A 24,158-nucleotide genomic window follows, 5' to 3' on the forward strand; every position below is an offset into this window, starting at 1 on the left:
ACGTCAAATCCCCCGCAAACAAGCGAACAACCGCCGCAACCCCGCCGCCGCAAGCTTTTGCTCATGACTGCGCAACAGGTCCACAGCGGGAGGGTAAGGCGTCCTAATGCCGGAAGTGCCTCACTCCGGTGAAGACCATGGCAATGCCGTGAGCGTCGGCGGCGGCGATGACGTCGTCGTCGCGCATCGAGCCGCCCGGCTGGATGACGGCGGTGGCGCCGGCTTCGATTGCCGACAAAAGCCCATCCGCGAACGGGAAAAAGGCATCCGAGGCGACGACCGAGCCCTTGGTCAAAGGCTCCGTCAGACCGGCGGCCTCGGTCGCGTCGAGCGCCTTGCGCGCGGCGATGCGCGAGGAATCGACCCGGCTCATCTGGCCGGCGCCGATGCCGACGGTGGCGCCGTCCCTGGCATAGACGATGGCGTTCGACTTGACGTGCTTTGCCACGCGAAAGGCGAATTTCAGATTGGCCATTTCGGCCGGCGTCGGCGCGCGCCGGGTCACCACTTTCAGCTCGAGGTCATCCACCACCGCATTGTCGCGGCCCTGGATGAGCAAGCCGCCAGCGACCGATTTTAAGCCAAAGCCCGCGGCGCGCGGGTCGGGCAGGCCGCCGGTGACCAGCAGGCGTAAATTCTTCTTGGCGCCAATGATGCGGATTGCATCATCGGACGCCTCCGGTGTGATGATCACTTCGGTAAAGGTCTTGACGATCTCTTCGGCGGTTGCGGCATCGAGGATGCGGTTCATGGCGACGATGCCGCCGTAGGCCGAGACCGGGTCGCAGGCCAGCGCCTTGGCATAGGCCGCTTGCAGCGAAGCGCCTTCGGCGACGCCGCACGGGTTGGCGTGCTTGATGATGGCTACCGCTGCGGAGCGGGTCGGATCGAACTCGCCGACCAGCTCGAAGGCGGCGTCGGTATCGTTGATGTTGTTGTAGGAAAGCTGCTTGCCCTGGAGCTGGCGTGCCGTGGCGACGCCCGGCCGCCTGTCACCATTGACATAGAAGCCGGCGCCCTGATGCGGGTTTTCGCCATAGCGCATCACCGATTGCAGCTTGCCGCCGAAGGCGCGCCATGTCGGATGCTCGATCTCAAGCGCCTCGGCGAACCATCCCGAGATCGCCGCATCGTAGCTGGCGGTGCGGGCAAAGGCCTTGGCTGCGAGCTTCTTGCGGAAATCCAGCGACAACGAGCCGAAATTCATCTCCAGCGCGTTGAGCACCGAGGCATAGTCGTCAGGGTCGGTGACGATGCCGACGTATGCGTGGTTCTTGGCCGAGGCACGGATCATCGCCGGGCCGCCGATGTCGATGTTTTCGACGATCGCGGCGTAGTCGGCGCCGGAGCGGCGCACCTCCTCGAATGGATAGAGATTGGAGACGACGAGATCGATCGGCTCAATGCCGTGGTCGCGCATCGCCGCGGCGTGCTCTGGATCGTCGCGCACGCCGAGCAGTGCACCATGCACCGACGGGTGCAGCGTCTTGACGCGCCCGTCCATGATCTCGGGAAAGCCAGTGAGCTCGGATACGTCGCGCACTGCCATGCCCGCATCGGCGAGGGCCTTTGCCGTGCCGCCGGTCGAGACCAGCTCGACGCCGGCCGAAGCCAGCGCCCTGGCGAAATCGATCAGGCCGGTCTTGTCGAAGACGGAGAGCAGCGCGCGACGGATGGGTACAAGGTCGGGCGCGGGAATATTCTTGGCGGCGACGGCCATGGGCTGGCGGCCTTTCCACGTGTGGTTGGAGAGCGTCCGCGGGCCGTAGCATATGAGGCCCGGAAATCAAGCCGCAAGGCTTGATCAGTGTCTGCCGTTGCCACCGGCATCAGCTTTGTCCTGACTGCCGGCGATAATTGTCCGCGTCAGTTGCCAATGGACCTCGGGAATCTCCGAGGCCTTGAAGGCAAGCACAATCTGGCGGCTGCGGCGTGGGCCGCCAAGCCCGGCGAAATAGATCGATTCCTCGACCTCGGGTGCCACTTCGGTGGAGGTAAACACCCAGGTGTCGGCGTGGTCGGCGGTCAGCACCAGACGGTCATGCTCATCCTGGAGCACGTTTATGTCGGGATGGACATGGAAACGCACTGTAACGAAATCACGGCCATTGTTGCGGATAGAAGCGCCGCCCGGCCGCAGGAAGCGGTCCCTGCCGGCAAGCACATTGCCCTCGGTCGACAATTTCAGCTCGCGCTCATGCAGGAAGCCGAAGCGCGCCACATAGCCGTCATGGCGGGCGATGAAGCCCTGGCTGCCCTTCTGGTCGGTGCGCTTGCAAGGCACATGCTGCGGCCCGCCTATCAAAGGCGTGCCGAGCAGGTCGTTGACGCGCAAGGAGTGGTTGAAGCGCGCCGACGACGTGTCGTTGATGGTAGCGGTGGAGTGGGCGGCGGTGGCGCGGGCAAGCGGCCGGAACTCGGCGGCACCATAGGTGTCTATGCCCGCATTGACGATATAATGCTGGCGGCCCGACGACAATTCGAAGGCGAGGCATCCGGCGTGAGCGGCATTGGACACGTCGACGGGCGGCGGCGGGCCGGTATCGGCGATCACCGTGACACCACCCATCGACAGGCGCTCATAACCCGAATGCGGCGCGTGCAGCAGTGGTGCGCCGGCGGTGTCGTCGTGATGCAGGATGCTGGCGATGCGGTCGTGGATGGTGGCGCCCATGCCGTTGAAGCGGGCAAGGCTGCCATCCTGATGGCGAAAGAAGCGCAGCGCCGGCAGCATCCGGTCGATGGCGCCGATCAGCGCGGCCGGCGGCGTCTCGGCCTGATTGGCGTATGTCTGGCGCAACGGCAGAAGGTCGGCGAGTATTTCAAGCACTGCCATCGGATTGCGCGAGATATGACCGCCGTCAGGCAGGATCTGGCGGTCGAGCTCCTCGGCGAGATTGCGGGTGGCACCGCGCAGCGCCGAGGCCGGCGCCGGCAGCGACAAAGCGGCAAAGGCCAGCGCAATGCGCGCGCGCAGCCTGTCCTTACCGTCCGGCATCTCGCGCGCCATGGCGCGCAAATAGCGGATCTGGACGGCAAGCGATTTCAGGAACGCGCGGTAGAACGGAAACTCGGCGCCCTGCAACACAATCGAGGAATGCTGCAGCCAGGCAATGGCGCGCTTGGCCGTCGTGCCGGGCTCCCAGGCGACGCCGGAAATATGGCTGCCATGGATTGCAATCCAGTCGGAAACCAACGCCCGCGCGTTGGCGGCGGCGAGTTCCGTACCCGCGGCACGCATATGGCGCAGCCAGCGAAAGCCGTGCAGCGTCTTTTGCCAGCCGGGGTTGGGCACGTCGATCTGGAAGGGCGATTTGCCGCCGGTCTCGACCAGATGCCCCGAAAGCGGATAGCGGCCGTAATAGATCTCGAGTGCGATCTGAGGATCGGCGAGTCGCAGGTCCGGCGGGGCAATCAGGACGCGCTCCGGCGTGCGGCCGGAGTAGCGCCAGCGATAGAGTGGCCCGGCACGCAAGCGCCGGCGCGTCTTGCGCCAGAACTCCCTCGCGACAAGCGTCCACAGACGCGTCGTGTTACCGGCAGCGATTGCCAAAACCCCTCCTGATCGTCCTCACCCAAGCACAAGTTTATATGATTCAAGAACTTGTGCGAAGGCGAATTCCGCGGCAGTGGGGCCGTTCAGCCTGTTTTCCATGCCTCCTCGCCCCAAGAAGTCGGATGGCGCTTCAAGATCGGCCCTTAGCCGGCTCTGCGCATGCGGGCGGCAAAGAAACCGTCCAGCCCGGAACGCGCCGGTGAGCCAAGCTCCAGATCGGCCGGCGTGGTGCGCAACGTGCCTTGCGGCGTCAGGAATGGGTCGATGCCGGCAATCTCGCCTGGCCGAAGCGGGTCGTCGATGATCTCCGCATTGCCGGCGAGAAAGTCGCGATAGAGCTCTTCGCCTTCCAGCGGATCGAGCGAACAGTTGGAAAAGACGATGCGACCGCCAGGCTTGACCAAGGTGACGGCGCGGGCAAGCAGCCGGCGTTGCAGGTCGGCCAATTTTTCGACGTCGGCCGCCGTCTTCGTCCAGGGAACGTCGGGATGCCGCCGCACCGTGCCGGTCGAAGAGCAAGGTGCGTCGAGGAGGACGGCGTCGAAGCGGTCCTTCGGCTCGTATTTGAGCAGATCGGCCTCGACGATCTCCGCAGCCAAGCCGAGCCGTTCAAGGTTCTGCGTCAGCCGTGTCAGCCGCGTTCTGGACATGTCGAGCGCGGTGACGTGGGCGCCAGCGAGGATCAGCTGGGCGGTCTTGCCGCCAGGGGCGGCACAGAGATCGGCGATTCGCAAACCATTGATGTCGCGGAACAGCCGGGCCGGCAGGCTGGCCGCTGCATCCTGAACCCACCAGGCGCCTTCCCCAAAGCCGGGCAGTTCGGTCACGGAAGCGCTGAGCTTTTCGACCCGCACCGTGCCGGTCGACAAGACGAAGCCGCCGAGCCGTTCGGCCCACAGCGCCGGGTCCGACTTGACCGAGAAGTCGACCGGCGCCTCATGGCGATGGGCGAGCAGTATCTGGCTGGCCTTGTCGGGGCCGTAGATCGTTTTCAAACGGTCGGAAAACCATTTCGGCGCCTCGTCGGTGGCGGCAAGTGCTGCCGCGAGCTCGTCCTGCTTGGACCGCGCCAGCGTACGCAGCACGCCGTTGACGAGGCCGGAAAAGCGCGCCGTGCGCGGATCGGACTTGGCGTGGGTGACGGCGAGGTCGACGGCGGCGCTGTCGGGAACATCGAGGAACAGGATCTGTGCCGCCGCCACGTGCAGGATGTGCGAAAGCGCCGTAGCGTTGGGCGGCAGCGGCTTTTCCAGGCGGCGGGCCAAAAGGCCTGATATGGTCATGCGGTAGCGCAGGGCGGTGACCAGAATGGCGCGCACCAGGGCGCGGTCGCGCAAGTCGAGCGCCTTGTATTGCGGATGGCCGTTCTGATGGTCGGTCAGCCCGTCGAGTGGCGTTCTCGCGTCGATGACTGCGGCAAGCAGGCGCGCGGCTGCCTTGCGCGCGGCGAGACCGGCTACGGCCTCGCTGCCCGAATTGTGCTCGCGATCACCTGGAATTGCGTGCCGGCGTTGTGCTGCGCTCACGACCACGGACCTTTGGGTCCGGTCGGATTGCGTCCCCAGGGATTGGGTCTCGGCTTGGCCGGCTCAACCGGCCCCTCGGGCCGGGCGGTCCTGTCCCACGGACCTGACGGCTGCTGCCCGGTCTCTTTCGGCGCCGGCTTTGGCGTCGCGGCCGCTTCGGGTGCGCCGGCCATCTCGCTCGCGATCCTCTGCAATGCGGCGATGCGGTTTTCTGTGCTCGGGTGAGTGGAAAACAAACTGTCCATGCGCTCGCCGGAAAGAGGATTGATGATGAAGAGATGGGCGGTTGCCGGATTGCGCTCGGCATCCGGGTTGCGGATGCGTTCGGCGCCCCGCGCGATCTTGTCAAGTGCCGAGGCGAGCCACAGCGGGTGTCCACAGATTTCGGCCCCGCGCCGGTCGGCCTCGTATTCGCGGGTGCGGCTCACCGCCATCTGCACGATCATGGCGGCCAGGGGCGCGACGATCATCGCCACCAGCACCCCGACGATGCCGAAGGAATTGTTGTTGTCGCGGTTGCCGCCGAAGAAGAAAGCGAAATTGCCGAGCATCGAAATTGCGCCGGCAAAGGTCGCGACGATCGTCATGGTCAGCGTGTCGCGGTGCTGCACATGGGCAAGCTCATGCGCCATCACCGCCGCGACTTCTTCATGTGAGAGCTGCTCGAGCAGGCCGGTGCTGGCGGCGACAGCGGCATTTTGCGGATTGCGGCCGGTGGCGAAGGCATTGGGCTGAGGATTGTCGATGAGATAGGTTCTCGGCATCGGCAGGCCGGCGCGTTGCGCGAGACCCTTCACGATGGCGTAATATTCGGGCGCGTTGCTTTCGTTGACCTCGATCGCACGGTGCATCGACAGCACCATCTTGTCGGCGTTCCAATAGCTGAACAAATTGGTGCCGGCGGCGATCAGCAAGGCGATCATCATGCCGCCGGATCCGCCGACCAGATAGCCGACACCCATGAACAGGGCCGTCATTGCGGCCAAAAGCATGGCGGTGCGAAGGGTGTTCATCGTCTGCTCCGTTCTGGCCCAACAAAGGGGTCGATCCTTGTGGGCCCATCGCTATATGATGGGAAACAGCGGTTCCCGTTTCAATCGGGGCCTGTTTCAATCTAGCGGAAGATCGCATGATCGACAAAACCAGCCAAACGCATGCTAACGGCTCGCCGCACAAGCCACTGACGCCGGCAGCCCGGCGCGCCTTGGCCGAGGCCGAGGCCCGGCGGGAGCAATATCGCGAGAAGGAAGCCACGCTGCCGAGGGAGATCGGTGGGCGCGGCGGCAAGGAACCCGGCCGCTACGGTGACTGGGAGGTCAAGGGCCTGACCAGCGACTTTTAGCCCAGGCAGGGTGCTGGCTAAGCAGGGTACCAGCTAAGCAGGCTGGGCGGCCCGCTCCGCTTCGATGGCAATCCAGCCGCTGGCATCGACGGCGACGCCGATCGCGTCATAGCCGGCGATGGCGGCATGCGGCGTCTCCAACGGATGCCGGTGCGTGGCGCTGATCACGACGACCGCGGCGCCCGCGGCCTCGGCTGCTGCTATGCCTGCCGGTGCGTCTTCGAAGACGAGGCAATCGCGCACGTCGACGCCGAGCCGTTCGGCCGCCAGCCGGAAGCAGTCGGGCGCCGGCTTGCCGCGGGAGACATCCTCTGCCGCAACGATCACGGCGGGAGCCGGAATGCCGGCGGCCTGCAGGCGCAGCAGAGCGAGTTCACGGGGCGCCGAAGTGGCGATCGCCCAGCTCCCGGGCGGCAGCGACGCCAGGAATGCCGCGGCGCCGGTAATCGGGTGGATGCCTTCGACGTCGGCTGCTTCGGCCTGCAAAAGCGCATCGGCTTCGCGGGCAGGATCGATCCCTGGGAGCGCCAGCCGGCCGATGGTCTCGATCGCCCGCACGCCGTGGATGGTCGGCAGGAATGCAGCGACGTCAAGACCTTGCCGGTGCGCCCAGGCTGCCCAGACCCTTTCCGCCGCGGCAATCGAATTGAGAATCGTGCCGTCCATATCGAACAGGAAGGCCGCGAATTTTCTGCCTGCAAACATCGGTTTTCCCGGGGTCATCTTGGAAGGATTATTTCGAAGGGAGCATATCGATCGACCGTAACGTTGCCGCGTCCGTATGGGAAGCCGCGAGACCTCGTTTTCGACGTTCGCAAGGAACCGCGCGCACTCTCCTGCGTTGACCAGCACTATCTTCCATGACGATCGCAGGGGAGGGCGATGCTGATTCGGCTCGGCTATGAAATTGGCATTGAATGCGTTGCACCAACGCCGGTCGTTTCATTGCTCGACATCCACGGGGATCGTCAGGCCGACATCAAGCGGCAGACGCGCGTACTGACGTCGCCATCCGTGCCGACCAGGGTCTACCACGATCTTTTCGGCAATAGCTGCCGCCGCTTCACGGCGCCGGCAGGAAGCTTTCGCATCCTCTATGACGCGGTGATCGAGGACGGTGGCGAGACGGACGAGGTCAACACGCTGGCCGGGGAAGTCCCGGTCGCGGAATTGCCGGACGAGGTGCTCGGCTATCTGCTTGGCAGCCGTTACTGCGAGACCGATCATCTCAGCGATCTCGCCTGGCAACTTTTCGGCCAGCTTCCGCCGGGTTGGGCGCGGGTGCAGGCGATCGTCGACTATGTCCACAACCGCCTGTCCTTTGGCTACGGCTATGCGCGCCCGACCCGCACGGCGGCGCAGGCGCATGAGGAGCGCGTCGGCGTCTGCCGCGACTTTGCCCATCTGGCGATCACGCTCTGCCGCTGCATGAATATCCCGGCCCGTTACGTGAACGGCTATCTTGGCGATATCGGCGTACCCGCCGATCCGGCGCCGATGGATTTCTCGGCGTGGGTGGAAGTGTTCCTCGACGGCAGATGGTACACGTTCGATCCTCGCCACAATGTGCCGAGGATCGGCCGCGTCGTCATAGCGCGCGGCCGCGATGCCACCGACGTGCCGCTGCTGCACAGTTTCGGCCCGCATCGGCTCAGCCGATTCAAGGTCTGGACGCACGAGCAGGAAGGCAATCTCTTCAAGCCGCCTTATCGCGGCGTCGACAAGACCATCAGCGCACGGATGCTGGCATAGTCCTTTCACAGTCAAGATTTCCATCTCCCGCCACCGCGTCGTGCTGATCCGGTTCGATACATCTCGTCTGTACCGGATTGGGACGCAGTCCAGCCGTCCTGAATTGCGAGCCTGATCGTGGTAAGCGCTTTGTCAACAATGCCGCGCTGACGCGGCTTTTATTTACCGGCTGTTTACCTTGCCGTCGCTCGAAACCGTTTGGAAACAATGGCCTGAGCGGGAGCCGCTCGCTTTCCCGCGCCTGGCGGCGCGATCCGGCCGGATTCCTGCAATGCGCCTTCGGACAGCTGCAGGCTGTGGCGAATGGAGGCGGAAGGAATGCAGCGTTTCGGGGGTCTTGTTCAGGCGATCGGCGGCTTTGCCGGGGATCGCAGCGGAAATTTCGCGGTGCTGTTTGGTATAATCGGCTCGGTGCTGGCGCTGAGTGTCGGCTTTGCCGTCAACGTGTCCCAACTCTACAATGTGAAATCGAGCCTGCAGGGCGTCGTCGACGCTGCGGTCACCTCGACGGCGCGGGACCTGACAACCGGCGTCATCAGCGAGGCCGACGCCAGCAAATCAGTGCAGGCCTTTCTCGATGCCAACAGCACGGCGGGTATCCTGCAGGACAACCAGATCGTTCTCGACAAGCTGACCGTCGACCGGACTGCAAACACGGTCCAGGCGGATGTCCATGTCAATGTCAGCTACTATTTCCCGCTTTTCGGCACGAGTGGCATGCAAAGCGTTCCCGCATCGACGATGGCGCTCTATTCGGACAAGCAGATCGAAGTCGCAATGATGCTCGATGTGACCGGGTCGATGGCCGGCCAGAAAATCATCGATCTGCGGACGGCTGCGGCGAATGCCGTCGACAGTTTCCTGGGCGGTCAGGACCCCTCCAAGCCACGAGTGCGGGTTGCCATCGTGCCTTACGCAAATTCGGTGAATGCGGGTACACTTGCGCCCAGCAGCGTCTATGTGGAAACCAGCACCAGCCAACGCAAACAGGCGCCGGCCAATGACGCCGTCCAATATATCTCGGGCTTCATCCGTCCGGACAATTGCGCCACCGAACGCAAGGGGATCTATCAATATTCGGACGCGGGCCCCGACGCCAGCATGGTCAACCGCGACTACCTGCTGTCGTCCTTCGCTTGGCAAACCGGCACCGCCGCCTGCCCGGCCGCCACGCTGATGCCGCTGACGGCGGATGCGACGGCGCTCAAGACGGTCATCAAGAATTTCGTCGCATCCGGCGGCACCGCCGGCCATATCGGCGTGCAGTGGACCTGGTACATGCTGTCGGAGAACTGGGGGAGCATCATGAGGACTTCGCAACGGCCGGCCAAGATGGATCCAAAAAAGGTCGCCAAAATCGCGATCCTGATGACCGACGGCGAATTCAACCTATCCTACTTCGATGCGAGCACGGTGAGCGACGTTTACAATGACGCCGGCAAGGAGCCGACCCGCACGGCCGCCAAGACACTCTGCGCTGCCATGCGCAACAAGGGCATTGAGGTCTTCACCATTGGGTTTGACCTAAACGAAACGAATGCCAAGGCGACGCTCCAGGATTGCGCCAGCCCGGACACCGCCAAGATCAAGCACTTTTATCAGGCGGCCAATGGAACCGAACTCAACCAGGCTTTCCAGGATATAGCGCGCAACGTCGAGATGTTGACCGTAACCAGATAGGGGACAACAGCCCAAAGGAAAAGGCCGCCGCTTCTTGCGAAGTCGGCGGCCTTCCGTGTTTCCGTCCATGGCGCGGCTCCTGGCGGCGACACTGGTCGCCAGCCGCGCATCTCGCGCCTTAACGGGAAGACTGCTTCCCGAAAGTGCAATCCGCTGAGGCCACGTTCTGGAAAACGAAATCACTCGACATCGGATCACCTCCTTTCGATTTGTTGAACACTCCCCCATGATGGGGTGTCACCCGGGAAATGGCAAGGCGCGGCATCCAAAAATCCTGAACAAGCGTGCTTGCGCACCCAGGCGGCTTGCGGCCGGCCGATCTGGCAGGCAAGATCGGGCCGCTATTGTTCCGGGCCACTATTTTGCCGGGTAAGGGAGGACGGGGATGGAGGCAGCCGAGAGAGCGGCCCGGATTGTTCGGACGGTCATCGAAACGATGAAGCCGGGTTTTGCGGTGAGGCTGTGGACGGGCGAGCGGATCGGCCCGGCTGCCGGCCCGGTGCTCACCATCAACGACCAGGACATCGTCTGGCAGATCGTACGTCGGCCCTCTTTATCGACGCTGATCGAGATGTGGATTGCCAAGGCGGTCGACGTCGCAGACGGATCGCTGTTCGATTTCTATGCCTTGCCCACGCACGGCAAGCTCAGGACGAAGCTCAAGACACTGCCGAAGCTGGCGATCCTGCGCGACCTGCCGGCGGTGCTGTTTTCGCGAAAACAGATGACGGCGCGAACCGATCTTTCCGGCCGCAATCCTTACGTCAGCGGTTCGAGCAAGGAGGCGATCCAGCATCACTACGACATTTCCAACGCATTCTACCGGCTCTTCCTCGACGAGCGCATGGTCTATAGCTGCGGCTACTTCAAGGACTTCGCCAACGATATCGATCAGGCGCAGAGAGACAAGCTCGACCATATCTGCCGCAAGCTTCGGCTGAAGCCCGGCGACAGATTGCTCGACATCGGCTGCGGCTGGGGAGCGATGCTCATCCATGCCGTGAAGAATTATGGCGTCGTCGGCCACGGCGTTTCGCTATCGGAGGCACAGACCGAGTTCGCCCGCGAACGCATCCGCGCTGAGGGGCTGGAGGATCGCATCACCATCGAGATAAAGTCCTATGCCGAGCTGTCCGGTTCCTTCGACAAGATCTCGTCGATCGGCATGTTCGAACATCTGGGGCTTGCCAACCATGCCGCCTATTTTTCGACCATCCATCGCCTGCTCAAACCCGGCGGCATCTATCTGCACCATGCCATCACCCGCCGCGACAAGGGCAGCATGAAGAAGACGCTGCGCAAAGGGCCGGAATTCAAAGCGCTGATCAAATACATTTTTCCGGGCGGCGAACTCGATACGATCGGCATGACGCTCGGCAATCTCGAGGCGCACGGCTTCCTCATCTATGACGTCGAAAACTTGCGCGAGCACTATGCGCGCACCTGCCGGCTATGGGCCGAGCGCCTCCACGCACGCTTTGACGAGGCCATCGCCGAGGTCGGCGAATCCAAGGCGCGGCTCTGGCTGCTTTATCTCACCGGCTGCTCGATTACCTTCGAACGCGCCTCGGCGCAGATTTTCCAGACCGTCGCCACCAGGCGCGCGCGCGGCCCAAGCGGCCTGCCGCCGACGCGGGCGGATTTATACTAATAGCTACAGACGCATCGTGGCGCCGATCTCGACGCGGGCCGGTCGATCGACAGTGCAGTAGACGCCGAAATTATGGGCGTTGTGGCGAACCAGGCTGCGCAGGATTGCCGGGTCGTGGTCGAACCCGTCCTGGCCAATGATGGTGAAGCCGCAGCGGCGGCACGGCTCGGAGATGGTCAGGAGCAGGTCGCCGATCGCCAGCTTGCGCCCGATCCATTCGGTTTCGGGGAATGACCCCTCGATCTTCGGCATGTCGACGACGATGTTGGGGCGGAAGCGGCGCGGGTCGGCGGTGCCGTCTGGATGCAGCAACTTCAACTGCGCCAGCGAAGCGGTGGTCAGCAGATGAATGGGGGCTTTGACATAGCGTTCCGTCAGCAGGGGACCGGCGTATCCCGGTGTAGTATTCTCGCGGCGGAACGGCCGGATGGAGGCCGCAAAGCCGAGATAGGCGGAAATGGCGCGGTCGCTATCAGCGCCCGGTGCGGCTAGCCAGTCGCCATCCGGGACCGCAACCTCCAGTGCGCCGGCCGGCGACAGCCGGGTTCGGATGCGGGGCACCTTGTGCCATTTCACTTCGCGGTCCGGCCGTGCGATTTCATTGTTCGACGTGTCGATAAGACCAAACAGGCGGTCGCCTTCAACGGTATGCCGGGCGACCGAGATCGCCTGCTGGCGCTCGCCGGCGAGCGAGCTCGCGGGATAGCGCCAAAGCTCGGTGACGGCACCCAATATGGCTTGCATCAGCTCTTCTTGTTCTGCCGATTGGCGATCAGGTCGTCGACGACCGCCGGATCGGCCAGCGTCGAGGTGTCGCCGAGCGCGGCAAAATCGTCCTCGGCGATCTTGCGCAGAATGCGCCGCATGATCTTGCCGGAACGGGTCTTCGGCAGGCCGGGCGCGAACTGGATCTTGTCGGGCGAAGCGATGGCGCCGATCTCCTTGCGGACATGGGCGACGAGCTCCTGGCGCAATTCCTCGCTTGGCGTCTCGCCGGCCATCAGCGTGACATAGCAGTAGATGCCCTGGCCCTTGATATCGTGCGGGTAGCCGACGACGGCCGCTTCCGAGACCTTCTCATGCGAAACCAGCGCCGATTCGACCTCGGCGGTGCCCATGCGGTGGCCGGAGACGTTGATGACGTCGTCGACGCGGCCGGTGATCCAGTAGTAGCCGTCAGCATCGCGGCGGCAGCCGTCGCCGGTGAAGTACCTGCCCTTGTAGGTCGAGAAATAGGTCTGCACGAAGCGGTCGTGATCGCCATAGACGGTGCGCATCTGGCCCGGCCATGAGTCGGCAATACAAAGATTGCCGCTGGCTTCACCCTCCAGCACCTTGCCGTCACCATCAACCAGCTGCGGGTTGACGCCAAAGAAGGGCCGCGTCGCCGAGCCCGCCTTGAGGTGGGTGGCGCCCGGAACCGGCGTGATCATGATGCCGCCGGTCTCGGTCTGCCACCAGGTATCGACGATCGGCACCTTGCCGTTGCCGACAACGTTGAAATACCATTCCCAGGCTTCTGGATTGATTGGCTCGCCGACGGTGCCGAGCACGCGCAGCGACTTGCGCGACGTCTTGGTGACATGGGCGTCGCCGGCGCCCATCAGCGCGCGCAGCGCCGTCGGCGCGGTGTAGAAGATGTTGACCTTGTGCTTGTCGATCACGTCCCAGAAACGCGACTGCGACGGGTAGTTCGGCACGCCTTCGAACATCAGCGTGGTGGCGCCGTTGGCGAGCGGCCCGTAGACGATGTAGCTGTGGCCGGTGACCCAGCCGACATCGGCGGTGCACCAGTAGACGTCCCCGTCGTGATAGTCGAAGACATATTGGTGGGTCATCGAGACATAGACGAGATAGCCGGCGGTGGTGTGCAGCACGCCTTTCGGCTTGCCGGTCGAGCCCGACGTGTAGAGGATGAACAGCGGATCCTCGGCGTTCATCTTCTCGGGCTTGCATTCGGCCTTAACCGTCGCGACCTCGTCATGGTACCAGACGTCGCGCCCGGCGGCCCAGCCGGTCTTGCCGCCGGTGCGGCGTATTACCAAGACCTTTTCGACTTTCGTTCCGGCCTTGGCGGCGATCTCGATCGCCTTGTCGGTGTTCTCCTTCAGCGGGATCGGCTTGCCGCCGCGCAGGCCTTCGTCGGCGGTGATGAGGAAGGTCGACTTGCAGTCGTCGATGCGTCCGGCCAGCGCGTCCGGCGAAAAGCCGCCGAAGACCACCGAATGAATGGCGCCGATGCGCGTGCAGGCGAGCATCGCATAGGCGGCCTCCGGGATCATCGGCATGTAGATGGTGACGCGGTCGCCCTTCTTGACGCCGTGCTTCTTCATCACATTGGCGAGGCGGCAGACATGTCCGTAAAGCTCGTTATAGGTGATCTTCCTGTCGTCGTAGGGATTGTCGCCTTCCCAGATGATGGCGGTCTGTTCGCCGCGCTTCTTCAGATGCCGGTCGATGCAGTTCCAGGAAACGTTGGTCTGGCCATCCTCGAACCATTTGATTGAGACCTTGCCGTCGAAGGACGTGTTCTTGACCTTGCTGTACGGCTTGAACCAGTCGATGCGCCTGCCGTGCTTGCCCCAGAACTTGTCCGGGCTCTTGACGCTGTCGGCGTACCATTTCAGGTAGGTGTCATTGTCGATCAGCGCGTTCTTCTTCCACGCCGGCTGGACGCGATGGACATGAACATCGGACATTTCTTCGCCTTCCTCCCGAAACCAAACCGCCGGCTTGACTGCCGGCAGGATCGCAGCGTTGCGGCCGCGAATTCGCGCGCATTATTAACAGTTCGGCGATGACGGCAACATTAGACGTTGGATTTGCGCGGCGGGATGCCGCAGGTCCCTTCCCGGGTGGTGTCAGCACTCTAGCGAGACGGCTGCTAACCGCATGTTTTTGCGGCAGAAATCTGGCTCGACCGCAGAAATATCAATAGACGATTAAGCAAATGGGGTGCACAATTTCAGGCTGGGAGGAAAGAGAATCAACCAGGGGACCGCAATGCGCGACCATTCCGAAATGGACCTGATGCTCAAGGGCTATGGCTTGACCACGGCCAAGATTCTTTATCACTTTCCCGATCATCCGCATCTGCTGCAGAGCTTCATCTGGCAGGATTACGACATCGCCCCGAAATTTCCGGTGCTTATCCGCTTCATCGAGTTCTGGCAGGCCAAGCTCGAAGGCCCGCTGCATTCAGTCAGCTACACGCACCAGAAGCTGATCGCGCCGAACGAATGGCGCAAGGTCGACGGCGAGTTCGTGCTGCATTAAAGCACGCGGGCGGCAGCCTGGGAGCCGCCGCCCAGCTTTTGGAGCGTCAGACGGCGGGCGGGTTCAGCCGGGCAAAACCCTCCTGCCGGCGATAGGGAAAATACGGGTAGGGTGCGGTGACCTCGCTTGCCGTGTCCAAGATTTTCATCTGATCCGGGGTCAGTGACCATCCGACGGCGCCGAGATTCTGGCGCAACTGCTCCTCGTTGCGCGCGCCGATGATGACGGAGGCGACAGTCGGCCGCTGCAGCAGCCAATTGATGGCGATCTGCGGTATGGTCTTCCCGGTTTCCTCGGCGACAACATCAAGCGCGTCGACGACCCGATGGAGATGCTCGTCGTCGACGGGCGGTCCGAAGCTTGCCGTGTCGTGCAGCCGGCTTTTCTCGGGCAGCTTCTGGCCACGGCGGATCTTGCCGGTCAGGCGGCCCCAGCCGAGCGGGCTCCACACCAGCGCACCGACGCCCTGGTCGAGGCCGAGCGGCATCAACTCCCATTCATAATCGCGCCCGACCAGCGAGTAATAGACCTGGTGGGCGACGTATCGGGGATAGCCGTATCTGTCCGCCAGGCCGAGCGACTTCATCACTTGCCAGCCGGAAAAATTGGAAACGCCGACATAACGCAGCTTTCCGGCGCGCACGAGCCTATCCAGCGTCGATAGCACCTCCTCGATCGGTGTTGCGGCGTCGAACGCGTGCAGCTGCAGCAGGTCGATGTAGTCGGTGCCAAGACGCCTCAGTGCGTCCTCGACGGCCTTGATGAGGCGCGAGCGGGACGAGCCGGCGTCGTTGGGACCGTCGCCCATCGGCAGCGAGGTCTTTGTCGAGATCAGTACGGCATCGCGGCGGCCCTTCATCGCTTCGCCGAGCACCTGTTCGGAAGCGCCATTCGAATAGACGTCGGCGGTGTCGAACAGGTTGACACCCGCCTCCAGGCAGATGTCGACCAGCCGCCGGGCTTCCGTCGCATCGCTGTTGCCCCAGGCGCCGAACAGCGGCCCTGACCCGCCGAAGGTTCCAGCGCCGAACGAGAGCGCCGGGACTTTCAGGCCCGATGCGCCAAGATTTCGATAATCCATCTGTTTCTCCTATGGTGTACAAGGGTTCTTCGAGTTGCTACGAGCGGGCGGGTGCCGGTTCACCGAGCGTTGGGCGATCGAGGCGTAGCGCCAGCGCTGCCACGGAAAGCGCCGAGAGCGGCAGCAGGGCCGCGACCCAGGTGACGGCGCCGAGGCCGGGGCCATGGGCGATGACCACGCCGCCGAGCCAGGCGCCGGCCGCATTGCCGAGATTGAAGGCGGCGATGTTGAAGGACGAGGCGAGGCTCTGGCCGGCGCCTTGTGCCTTTTCCAGTACCCACATCTGCAGCGGCGCCACGGTGGCGAAGGCGGCGGCGCCGAGCAGGCCGACATAGATGACGGCCATAACCTGGCTGTGCAGGGCGAAGGTCATGGTGCCGAGCACCAGCGCCAGCACGACGAGACTGCCGAGAACGGAAGGCACCAGCCAGCGGTCGGCGAACTTGCCGCCAGCGAGGTTGCCGGCGATGAGGCCGCCGCCGAAGACCAGCAGGATCGGCGACACCGCTGCTTCCTCAAAACCGGTGATCTCGGTCAGCAACGGGGCGATGTAGGTGAAGACGGCGAAGACGCCGGCATAGCCGAGCACGGTGGTGGCAAAGCCAAGCAGGACGGGCGTGCGGCCGAGCACGGCGAGATCGGCGCGCAAATTGCTTTGCTCAGGCGCTGTCTGGCTGCGCGGCACCAGCAGCAGGATGATGGCGAAAGCGACCATGCCGACCAGGGTCACCGCCCAGAAGGTCGCGCGCCAGCCGAAGGCCTGGCCGAGCCATGTTCCGAAGGGGACGCCGAGGATGTTGGCGATGGTCAGGCCGGTGAACATCAGGGCGATCGCCGATGCCTTCTTGTTGGGCGCCACCAGCCCGGTCGCCACGACCGAGCCGACGCCGAAGAAGGTGCCGTGGGCGAAGGCGGTGAGCACGCGCGCACCCATCAGCGTCCAGTAGTCTGGGGCCAGCGCGCACGCGAGGTTGCCTAGCGTGAAGATTGCCATCAGCGCCAGAAGCACGGTCTTGCGCGGCCACCGGCCGGTGGCGATCGTCAGCAGCGGCGCGCCGATGACGACGCCCAGCGCATAGCCGGAAATCAGTTGACCGGCAGCTGAGATCGAGACGCCGAGATCGGTGCTGACGTCGAGCAGCAGGCCCATGATGACGAATTCGGTGACGCCAATACCGAAGGCGCCGGCGGCAAGAGCGTAGAGAGCAAGAGGCATGGCGGTTCCCACTTCGATGACGGCCAGTTTCGACGACGGGCGCCGTGTCCTCTCACGCCCGGCCCGAAAGATCGTGATGCACCGAACTGTGAACCAGCCTTGCCTAGGGCACATTGCCTGTGAAATAGATTCACCAATGGCCAGGCCCGACATCAACCGCTCCGGCGAGATCGAAGTGTTCGTCCGCGTCGTCGAGGCCGGCAGCTTTTCGGCCGCTGCACGTGCGCTGCGCATGAGCCCGTCGGCGGTTAGCAAGCTGATCGCGCGGCTGGAGGGGCGTCTTGGCGCCCGGCTGGTCATCCGCTCGACGCGCAAGCTGCGACTGACCCCGGAAGGGGCGGCCTTCTTCGACAGCGGCGTGCGCATCCTGGCCGACATGGCGGTAGCCGAGCGCGAGGCAGCGGCGGGTGCCGCGCCGCGTGGCCGGCTGCGGATCAATAGCTACGTGCCTTTCGGGCAGCACCGGCTGATCCCGCTTTTGCCGCGTTTTCTAGAACGATACCCCGAAATCTCGGTCGATCTGGTGTTGACCGACAGTGTTATCGACCTGATGGAGGAGCGCGCCGACGTCGCCATACGTGCCGGCCCGCTCGGCGAATCACGGCTAGTGGCGCGCAAGCTCGGGCAGAGCCGGGTGGTCGTCGTTGCCGCGCCATCGTATCTCGAAGCGCGTGGCACACCCAAGACGCCCGCCGATCTCGATCGTCACAACCGGATGGGCTTCTGTTTCGTGCGCCACGTCGAGGGCTGGCCTTTTGTCGACGCGGCCGGCAAGCCGATCACCATATCGATCGTTGGAAACACGCTGGTCAGCGACGGCGAGGCGATGCGGTTGATGGCGCTCTCAGGGGCGGGCATCGCCCGGCTGGCACGCTGGCACGTGGAGGCCGACATTGCCGCCGGCCGGCTGCTGCCGCTGCTGGAAGAGTTCAACCCCGGCGACGAGGAACTGACCCATGCGGTTTATGTCGGCCAAGGCAAGCATTTGCCGGCGCGGGTACGGGCCATTTTAGATTTCCTGGCCGAAACCGCGCGGCTGGGCTGAAGCGGAAGGCATTCGGGAGCCACTTGGCTCCCGAATTTGGCTGCCGAAATGTCACGTCGACAAGGAACTACTTCTTTGGCGTGAACGGCGCCGGCCTGCGGCCCGCCGCCTGGCGTTCGAGCATCCAGCCCGGATATTCGGGCGGGAGCGCGCTGACTTCGTCGAGACGAGCAAGATCGTCGGCATCGAGCTTCAACTCGGTCGCCGCAAGGTTCTGTTCCAACTGGTCCATGCGGCTGGCGCCGATGATGACGCTCATCACGAACGGTTTGGCCAGGACAAAGCCGAGCGCCACCGTGGCGACGCTGACGCCGTGCTGGGCGGCGATCTCGCGCATGACGGCGACCGCTGCCCAGGCACGGTCCTCATTGACCGGCGGGAAATTGAAGCTGGCGCGGCGACCTTCGCCATTGCCGGGGGCACCGGGTCCGTACTTGCCCGAGAGCAGGCCGCCCGCCATCGGTGACCAGACCATCAGCCCGAGCTTCTCCTCGTTGAGCAGCGGCACGATCTCGCGCTCGAGATCGCGGCCAGCGATCGAGTAATACGATTGGACGGTTTCGAAACGGGCAAAGCCCTTGCGCTCGGCAATACCCAACGCCTTGGCGATGCGCCAGGCCTGCCAGTTCGAGACGCCGACATAGCGGACCTTGCCAGCGGCAACCAGGTCGTCGAGCGCCCGCAGCGTTTCGTCTATCGGCGTGACCGTGTCGGTGCCGTGCAGCTGATAGAGATCGATATGGTCCAGCTGCAGCCGTTCGAGGCTACCTTCGACCGAATCCATGATATGGCCGCGCGAAGAACCGCGCTGGTTCGGGCCGCCGCCCATGGCGCCGTGAACCTTGGTGGCGATGATCACGTCCTGCCGATTAACGCCGAGATTTCTCAGCGACTGGCCGAGAAGCCGTTCCGAGGCGCCGAAGGAATAGACATCCGCCGTGTCGAAGAAATTGACGCCGGCGGCGAGCGAGCGGGCGACGATCTCGTCGACGCCATCCTGGTCGAGGCTGGCGATCAGGCCCCATTGGGCATTCTCGCCGGCGGCGCCGAATGTCATCGTACCGAGGCAAAGTTCGGAGACGAACATCCCCGTATTTCCAAGTTGATTGTAACGCATGGTGGCTCCAGAGGCTTTGGGATAACTCGAACCATATAGGAACGAAACGTTCCGTTTCTATTGCTGGCATAGTCAGCGTCAGCCTGTGGCCTAAGGCCGGCTGCGCCTCATCTGGCGCCGAAAATCGCCGATCCAACCCTGACACTTGTCGCGCCGAAGGCGATCGCCGTTTCGTAGTCGCCGGACATGCCCATAGAGAGCTTGTCAACGCCGGCCTCAAGCCCAAGCTTTTCTAGCAGCGCGAAATGCGGACCGGGGTTCTCGTCCGCCGGCGGAATGCACATCAGCCCTTCGATGGCGAGGGCGTGAACCGAGCGGCAGCGGGCCACGAAGGCGACGGCCTCGCGCGGCTCGATGCCGGCCTTTTGCGGCTCCGAGCCGGTGTTGACCTGGACGTAGAGCCTTGGCGTCCTGCCCTGCCTGGCGATTTCCTTGCCGAGTTCGGCGGCGATCTTTTCACGGTCGACGGTTTCGATGACGTCGAACAGCGCCACCGCTTCCTTTGCCTTGTTCGATTGCAACGGCCCGATCAGGTGCAGCTCGATGTCGGGGAAAGCTTCCTTCAGCGCCGGCCACTTGGCTTGCGCCTCCTGGACGCGGTTCTCGCCGAAGACGCGCTGGCCGGCCTCGATAACCGGACGGATATCGGTGGCATCGAAGGTTTTCGAGACCGCAACCAGCGTCACCGCCCCGGCCTCGCGTCCGGCCTCGCGCTCGGCAGTGGCGATCCTTGCCTTGACGGTGAAAAGCTGTTCGACGGCGCTCGCCATGCCTATATCCTGCCTGTGTTTGGCTTTTCGCCGGATCGCCGCAGTTGACGGGTCCGGTAATCCATGGTGAACACCGCGACGACATTTCCTGAGCCGCCCGGGCATTGTCCGGCGGCTCGCGCATGCTTTTAAGTGAAAAACACCCGATGGCAACCGAACGATACAATCCGCGCGCGTCAGAGCTCAAATGGCAGAACGCCTGGGACGCCAAGAAGCTGTTCGAAGCCGACAACGATGACCCGCGCCCGAAATACTACGTGCTGGAGATGTTCCCCTATCCATCGGGGCGCATCCATATCGGCCATACCCGCAACTATACGATGGGCGACGTGGTGGCGCGCTACAAGCGGGCCAAGGGTTTCAACGTGCTGCACCCGATGGGCTGGGACGCCTTTGGCATGCCAGCCGAAAACGCAGCAATGCAGAGCAAGGTCCATCCCAAGGACTGGACCTATCAGAACATCGCTGCCATGCGCGAGCAACTCAAGGTCATGGGCCTGTCGCTCGATTGGGCACGCGAGTTCGCTACCTGCGATGTCGATTATTACCACCGCCAGCAGATGCTGTTCCTCGATTTCGTCGAGAAGGGCCTGGTGACGCGCAAATCCTCCAAGGTCAACTGGGATCCGGAGGACATGACGGTGCTTGCCAACGAGCAGGTCATCGACGGGCGCGGCTGGCGCTCGGGCGCGCTGGTGGAACAGCGCGAGCTGACGCAATGGTTCTTCAAGATCACCGACTATGCGCAGGATCTGCTGGATTCGCTCGACCAGCTCGACGACTGGCCGGAAAAAGTGAAGCTGATGCAGGCGAACTGGATCGGCCGTTCTGAAGGCCTGCTGATCCGCTGGCCGCTGGCCAAGCCAGTCGCCGGCGAGCATGAGCTCGAAGTCTATACGACAAGGCCCGACACCATCTTCGGCGCCTCCTTCATGGCGATTGCGGCCGACCATCCGCTGGCCAAAAAGGCGGCCGAAGACAATCCGGCGCTGGCAAAGTTCATCGACGAGGTCCGCCACATGGGCACGTCGGTGGCGGCCCTGGAGACGGCCGAGAAGAAGGGCTTCGATACCGGCATCCGCGTCGTCCATCCGTTCGACGAGAAGTGGACGCTGCCCGTCTACGTCGCCAATTTCGTGCTGATGGACTACGGCACCGGCGCCGTTTTCGGCTGCCCGTCCGGTGACCAGCGCGACCTCGACTTCGCCAACAAATACGGCCTGCCGGTCATTCCAGTGGTGATGCCGGAAGGCGAGAATCAAGGAAGCTTCCAGATCATCGACGAGGCCTATGTCGGCGACGGCGTGATGATCAATTCGCGCTTCCTCGACGGCATGAAGCCGGATCAGGCATTCGACGAGGTGGCGAAGCTGCTCGAACAGAAGACCATCGGCAACCGGCCGATGGCCGAGCGCAAGGTGAATTTCCGCCTGCGCGACTGGGGCATTTCGCGCCAGCGCTATTGGGGCTGCCCGATCCCGATGATCCATTGCGAGGATTGCGGCGTTGTGCCGGTGCCGAAAGCCGACCTGCCGGTCAGGCTGCCTGACGATATCGAGTTCGACCGGCCGGGCAATCCGCTCGACCGTCATTCGACATGGCGGCACGTCAAATGCCCGCGTTGCGGCAAGGATGCGCGGCGCGAAACCGACACGATGGACACGTTCGTCGATTCGTCGTGGTATTTCGCGCGCTTCACCGCGCCCTGGGCCAACGATCCGACCGATCCCAAGGCCGCGACTGAATGGCTGCCGGTCGACCAGTATATTGGCGGCATCGAGCACGCCATTTTGCACCTGCTCTATTCGCGCTTCTTCACCCGCGCCATGCGCGAGACCGGCCATGTCGATCTCGCCGAGCCGTTCAGGGGCCTGTTCACGCAAGGCATGGTGGTGCACGAGACGTATCGGGTTGGCGGCGCCTCGAACGGCCGCTGGCTTGCGCCCAGCGAGGTCAGGCTGGAGGACGCCGACGGCAAGCGCCGCGCCTTCGAAATCGCCACTGGCGAAGAGGCGGTGATCGGTCCGCTCGAAAAAATGTCGAAGTCGAAGAAGAATACCGTTAGCCCGGAAGAGATCACCGACGGCTACGGCGCCGATACGGCGCGCTGGTTCATGCTGTCGGACTCGCCGCCCGAACGCGATGTCGAATGGACCGACGAGGGTGCGGCCGGCGCGCATCGCTTCATCCAGCGCATCTGGCGGCTGGTGTTGACGGCTGCCGATTCGCTCGCCGGAGTTCGGCCAGAGGCGGCGAAGGACGGCGAGGCCGGAACAGTGTCCAAGGCCGCGCACAAGATCCTCAAGTCTGTCGGCGAGGATATTGAAAAGCTCGCCTTCAACCGTGCCATCGCCCGTATCTATGAGCTCGCCAATGCCTTGACCGTACCGCTCAACGAGGCAGCCGAAGGCAAGGCCGGTCCGGCGCTCCAAGCGGCCTGCCGTGAAGCCGTCGAGATCCTGGTGCACCTGATCGCGCCGGTCATGCCGCATCTGGCCGAGGAGTGCTGGCAGACGCTCGGCGGCACCGACCTTGTCGCCGAACGGCCCTGGCCGGACTACGATCCCTCGCTTGTCGTCGACGCCGAGATCGTGCTGCCGGTCCAGGTCAACGGCAAGAAGCGCGGCGATTTGACAATTGCCCGCGACGCGGACCAAGGTGCGGTCGAAAAAGCGGTTCTGGCTCTCGACTTCGTGCAGAAAGCGCTCGAAGGTAAGGCACCGCGCAAGGTGATCATCGTGCCGCAGAGGATCGTCAATGTTGTTGCCTGATCCGAAAAAAGCGGAGCTGACGCCGCGCCGTATCATGCTCTACGGGCTGCTCGCTTCGGTGGCGCTGGTTTCCGCCTGCACGGTGCGGCCGCTCTATTCAAGCGCGCCGCTGATCGCCGGCTCTCAGGTCGGCGCTGCTGCCGAACTGGCATCGATCTCGGTCAAGCCGGTCAAGACCCGCTACGCCCAGCAGGTCCGCAACAATCTGATCTTCGCGCTCGGCCAGGGCGCCGGCGAGCCTGCTTCGCCGGTCTATTCGCTTGATCTCGGCGTCTCCGAACTCGTCGAATCGGCGGCAATCGAGCAGGTCACGACCGACGAGGACGAGCCGACCGCCGGCACAGTGACGCTGACCGCCAACTATGTGCTGAGCGATGCCAAGACCGGCACGGTCATAGCGAGGGGCAAGCGCTCTATCCCGTCCTCATACGATAGGCCGCGCCAGGAATTCGCGTCGTATCGGGCGCAGATCGACGCCGAGAACCGCGCGGCGCGCGAACTGGCGGATGTGCTGCGGCTGTCGATCGCCCAAGATCTGATCAAGCACGGCAAGCCGGCGGCAAGCTAGGTCTCTCCATCCTGGATTGAAGCGCTCCGTCTGTGGCGGATTGCGCTGTCAGCAAGAGGCCGATTGCTCGGCCTTTTTTGTTCGACGTAGGATATTTCGCTTCAGCCGATCTTCTGGCCGGTCTTTGCCCAGTCGGCGAGAAACTGCTCCAGGCCCTTGTCGGTCAGCGGGTGCTTGACCAGCGCCTTGAGCGTCGCCGGCGGGGCGGTGATGACGTCGGCGCCGATCAGTGCCGCCTGTTTGACATGGTTCACCGTGCGCACAGAAGCGGTCAGGATTTCGGTCTGGAAATCATAATTGTCGTAGATGGTGCGGATATCGGCAATCAGTTCCATGCCGTCCCAACCGCTGTCGTCGATGCGGCCGACGAAGGGCGAGATGAAGGAGGCGCCGGCCTTGGCGGCGAGCAGCGCCTGGGTGGCCGAGAAGCACAGCGTGACGTTGACCATGCGGCCGTCCGACCGGATGTCCTTGCAGGCTCTCAGGCCGTCGAGCGTCAGCGGCACCTTGATGCAGACATTGTCGGCGATCCTGGCCAGGATCTTGGCCTCCGTCATCATATCCTTGTACTCGGTGGCAACGACTTCGGCTGAGACCGGTCCCTTGACGATCTCGCAGATCTCTCTGGTGACGTCGGCGATCTTGCCGCCCGATTTCAGGATCAGCGACGGATTGGTGGTTACGCCGTCGAGCAGCCCCAAATCGTTCAGCTCACGGATTTCCTTGACATCGGCGGTGTCGACAAAAAATTTCATGGCGGTCTCCTGAAGATTTTTCATGTGCAGGTCATGCACATTCGGGGTCGGA

The 24,158-nt window shown here is 63.5% G+C and carries 20 protein-coding genes; 8 read left to right on the forward strand and 12 right to left on the reverse strand.

Features of this window, described 5'->3' with window-relative positions:
- Positions 1-103: 103 nt before the first annotated feature.
- The 4 genes from purH to htpX all read right to left on the reverse strand — a co-directional run bounded on the left by purH (position 104) and on the right by htpX (position 6,095).
- Positions 104-1,720, reverse strand: coding sequence for a bifunctional phosphoribosylaminoimidazolecarboxamide formyltransferase/IMP cyclohydrolase (gene purH, locus NKI50_RS23590; RefSeq protein WP_352640095.1), 1,617 nt, complete (start codon positions 1,718-1,720; stop codon positions 104-106).
- An 84-nt stretch (positions 1,721-1,804) separates the two neighbouring features.
- Complete coding sequence (locus NKI50_RS23595; RefSeq protein ID WP_352640096.1) at positions 1,805-3,553, reverse strand: heparinase II/III family protein; 1,749 nt, start codon at positions 3,551-3,553, stop codon at positions 1,805-1,807.
- 146 nt (positions 3,554-3,699) lie between these two features.
- On the reverse strand, positions 3,700-5,088 hold the full coding sequence (locus tag NKI50_RS23600) for an RsmB/NOP family class I SAM-dependent RNA methyltransferase (protein ID WP_352717776.1): 1,389 nt from the start codon (positions 5,086-5,088) through the stop codon (positions 3,700-3,702).
- Positions 5,079-6,095: a zinc metalloprotease HtpX gene (htpX, locus tag NKI50_RS23605; protein ID WP_352640098.1), complete on the reverse strand. Its 1,017-nt coding sequence runs from the start codon at positions 6,093-6,095 to the stop codon at positions 5,079-5,081. The genes NKI50_RS23600 and htpX overlap by 10 nt, the downstream gene beginning before the upstream one ends.
- 116 nt (positions 6,096-6,211) lie before the next feature.
- On the opposite strand from htpX, the gene NKI50_RS23610 reads away from it, so the two are divergent.
- A complete protein-coding gene (locus NKI50_RS23610) occupies positions 6,212-6,424 on the forward strand; it encodes a DUF1674 domain-containing protein (RefSeq protein ID WP_023719727.1) in 213 nt (70 codons plus the stop codon).
- Positions 6,425-6,457: 33 nt separating this feature from the next.
- Here the strand turns inward: NKI50_RS23610 and NKI50_RS23615 are convergent, their stop codons facing one another.
- A complete protein-coding gene (locus tag NKI50_RS23615) occupies positions 6,458-7,129 on the reverse strand; it encodes an HAD-IA family hydrolase (protein WP_023719726.1) in 672 nt (223 codons plus the stop codon).
- A 177-nt stretch (positions 7,130-7,306) separates the two neighbouring features.
- Between NKI50_RS23615 and NKI50_RS23620 the strand changes: the two genes are divergently transcribed.
- From NKI50_RS23620 to NKI50_RS23630, 3 genes are all read left to right on the forward strand, one after another.
- Entirely contained in the window at positions 7,307-8,176 is an 870-nt protein-coding gene (locus tag NKI50_RS23620) for a transglutaminase-like domain-containing protein (RefSeq protein ID WP_352494118.1), read from the forward strand.
- A gap of 318 nt (positions 8,177-8,494) precedes the next feature.
- A complete protein-coding gene (locus NKI50_RS23625) occupies positions 8,495-9,856 on the forward strand; it encodes a pilus assembly protein TadG-related protein (RefSeq protein ID WP_352494119.1) in 1,362 nt (453 codons plus the stop codon).
- Positions 9,857-10,241: 385 nt separating this feature from the next.
- Positions 10,242-11,507, forward strand: coding sequence for a class I SAM-dependent methyltransferase (locus NKI50_RS23630; protein WP_352640100.1), 1,266 nt, complete (start codon positions 10,242-10,244; stop codon positions 11,505-11,507).
- A gap of 3 nt (positions 11,508-11,510) precedes the next feature.
- Here the strand turns inward: NKI50_RS23630 and NKI50_RS23635 are convergent, their stop codons facing one another.
- Positions 11,511-12,251 carry an MOSC domain-containing protein gene (locus NKI50_RS23635; RefSeq protein ID WP_352640101.1) on the reverse strand — a complete coding sequence of 247 codons (741 nt, stop codon included), beginning with the start codon at positions 12,249-12,251 and terminating at the stop codon, positions 11,511-11,513.
- Entirely contained in the window at positions 12,251-14,206 is a 1,956-nt protein-coding gene (gene acs, locus NKI50_RS23640) for an acetate--CoA ligase (RefSeq protein ID WP_352717779.1), read from the reverse strand. The genes NKI50_RS23635 and acs overlap by 1 nt, the downstream gene beginning before the upstream one ends.
- 304 nt (positions 14,207-14,510) lie before the next feature.
- Between acs and NKI50_RS23645 the strand changes: the two genes are divergently transcribed.
- Positions 14,511-14,783 (forward strand): usg protein, encoded by a 273-nt coding sequence (locus tag NKI50_RS23645; protein ID WP_023719720.1) that lies wholly within the window; start codon positions 14,511-14,513, stop codon positions 14,781-14,783.
- 46 nt (positions 14,784-14,829) lie between these two features.
- Here the strand turns inward: NKI50_RS23645 and NKI50_RS23650 are convergent, their stop codons facing one another.
- Positions 14,830-15,864 carry an aldo/keto reductase gene (locus NKI50_RS23650; protein ID WP_352640103.1) on the reverse strand — a complete coding sequence of 345 codons (1,035 nt, stop codon included), beginning with the start codon at positions 15,862-15,864 and terminating at the stop codon, positions 14,830-14,832.
- 37 nt (positions 15,865-15,901) lie between these two features.
- A complete protein-coding gene (locus NKI50_RS23655) occupies positions 15,902-17,080 on the reverse strand; it encodes an MFS transporter (protein WP_352480967.1) in 1,179 nt (392 codons plus the stop codon).
- A gap of 136 nt (positions 17,081-17,216) precedes the next feature.
- Here NKI50_RS23655 and NKI50_RS23660 point away from each other — a divergent pair, with 136 nt between their 5' ends.
- On the forward strand, positions 17,217-18,125 hold the full coding sequence (locus NKI50_RS23660) for a LysR family transcriptional regulator (RefSeq protein ID WP_023719717.1): 909 nt from the start codon (positions 17,217-17,219) through the stop codon (positions 18,123-18,125).
- A 67-nt stretch (positions 18,126-18,192) separates the two neighbouring features.
- Here NKI50_RS23660 and NKI50_RS23665 read toward each other — a convergent pair whose 3' ends face one another.
- A complete protein-coding gene (locus NKI50_RS23665; RefSeq protein ID WP_352480966.1) occupies positions 18,193-19,242 on the reverse strand; it encodes an aldo/keto reductase in 1,050 nt (349 codons plus the stop codon).
- A 107-nt stretch (positions 19,243-19,349) separates the two neighbouring features.
- A complete protein-coding gene (locus NKI50_RS23670) occupies positions 19,350-20,012 on the reverse strand; it encodes a YggS family pyridoxal phosphate-dependent enzyme (protein ID WP_023719715.1) in 663 nt (220 codons plus the stop codon).
- A 146-nt stretch (positions 20,013-20,158) separates the two neighbouring features.
- Between NKI50_RS23670 and leuS the strand changes: the two genes are divergently transcribed.
- On the forward strand, positions 20,159-22,783 hold the full coding sequence (gene leuS, locus NKI50_RS23675) for a leucine--tRNA ligase (protein WP_352640104.1): 2,625 nt from the start codon (positions 20,159-20,161) through the stop codon (positions 22,781-22,783).
- A complete protein-coding gene (locus tag NKI50_RS23680) occupies positions 22,770-23,351 on the forward strand; it encodes an LPS assembly lipoprotein LptE (RefSeq protein WP_023719713.1) in 582 nt (193 codons plus the stop codon). The genes leuS and NKI50_RS23680 overlap by 14 nt, the downstream gene beginning before the upstream one ends.
- A 101-nt stretch (positions 23,352-23,452) precedes the next feature.
- On the opposite strand, the gene fsa is transcribed toward NKI50_RS23680, so the two are convergent.
- A complete protein-coding gene (gene fsa / locus NKI50_RS23685) occupies positions 23,453-24,106 on the reverse strand; it encodes a fructose-6-phosphate aldolase (RefSeq protein WP_352640105.1) in 654 nt (217 codons plus the stop codon).
- Positions 24,107-24,158 lie beyond the last annotated feature (52 nt).

Origin of the sequence: Mesorhizobium sp. M0563, from assembly GCF_040321065.1 — a bacterium.
Lineage (GTDB): Bacteria > Pseudomonadota > Alphaproteobacteria > Rhizobiales > Rhizobiaceae > Mesorhizobium.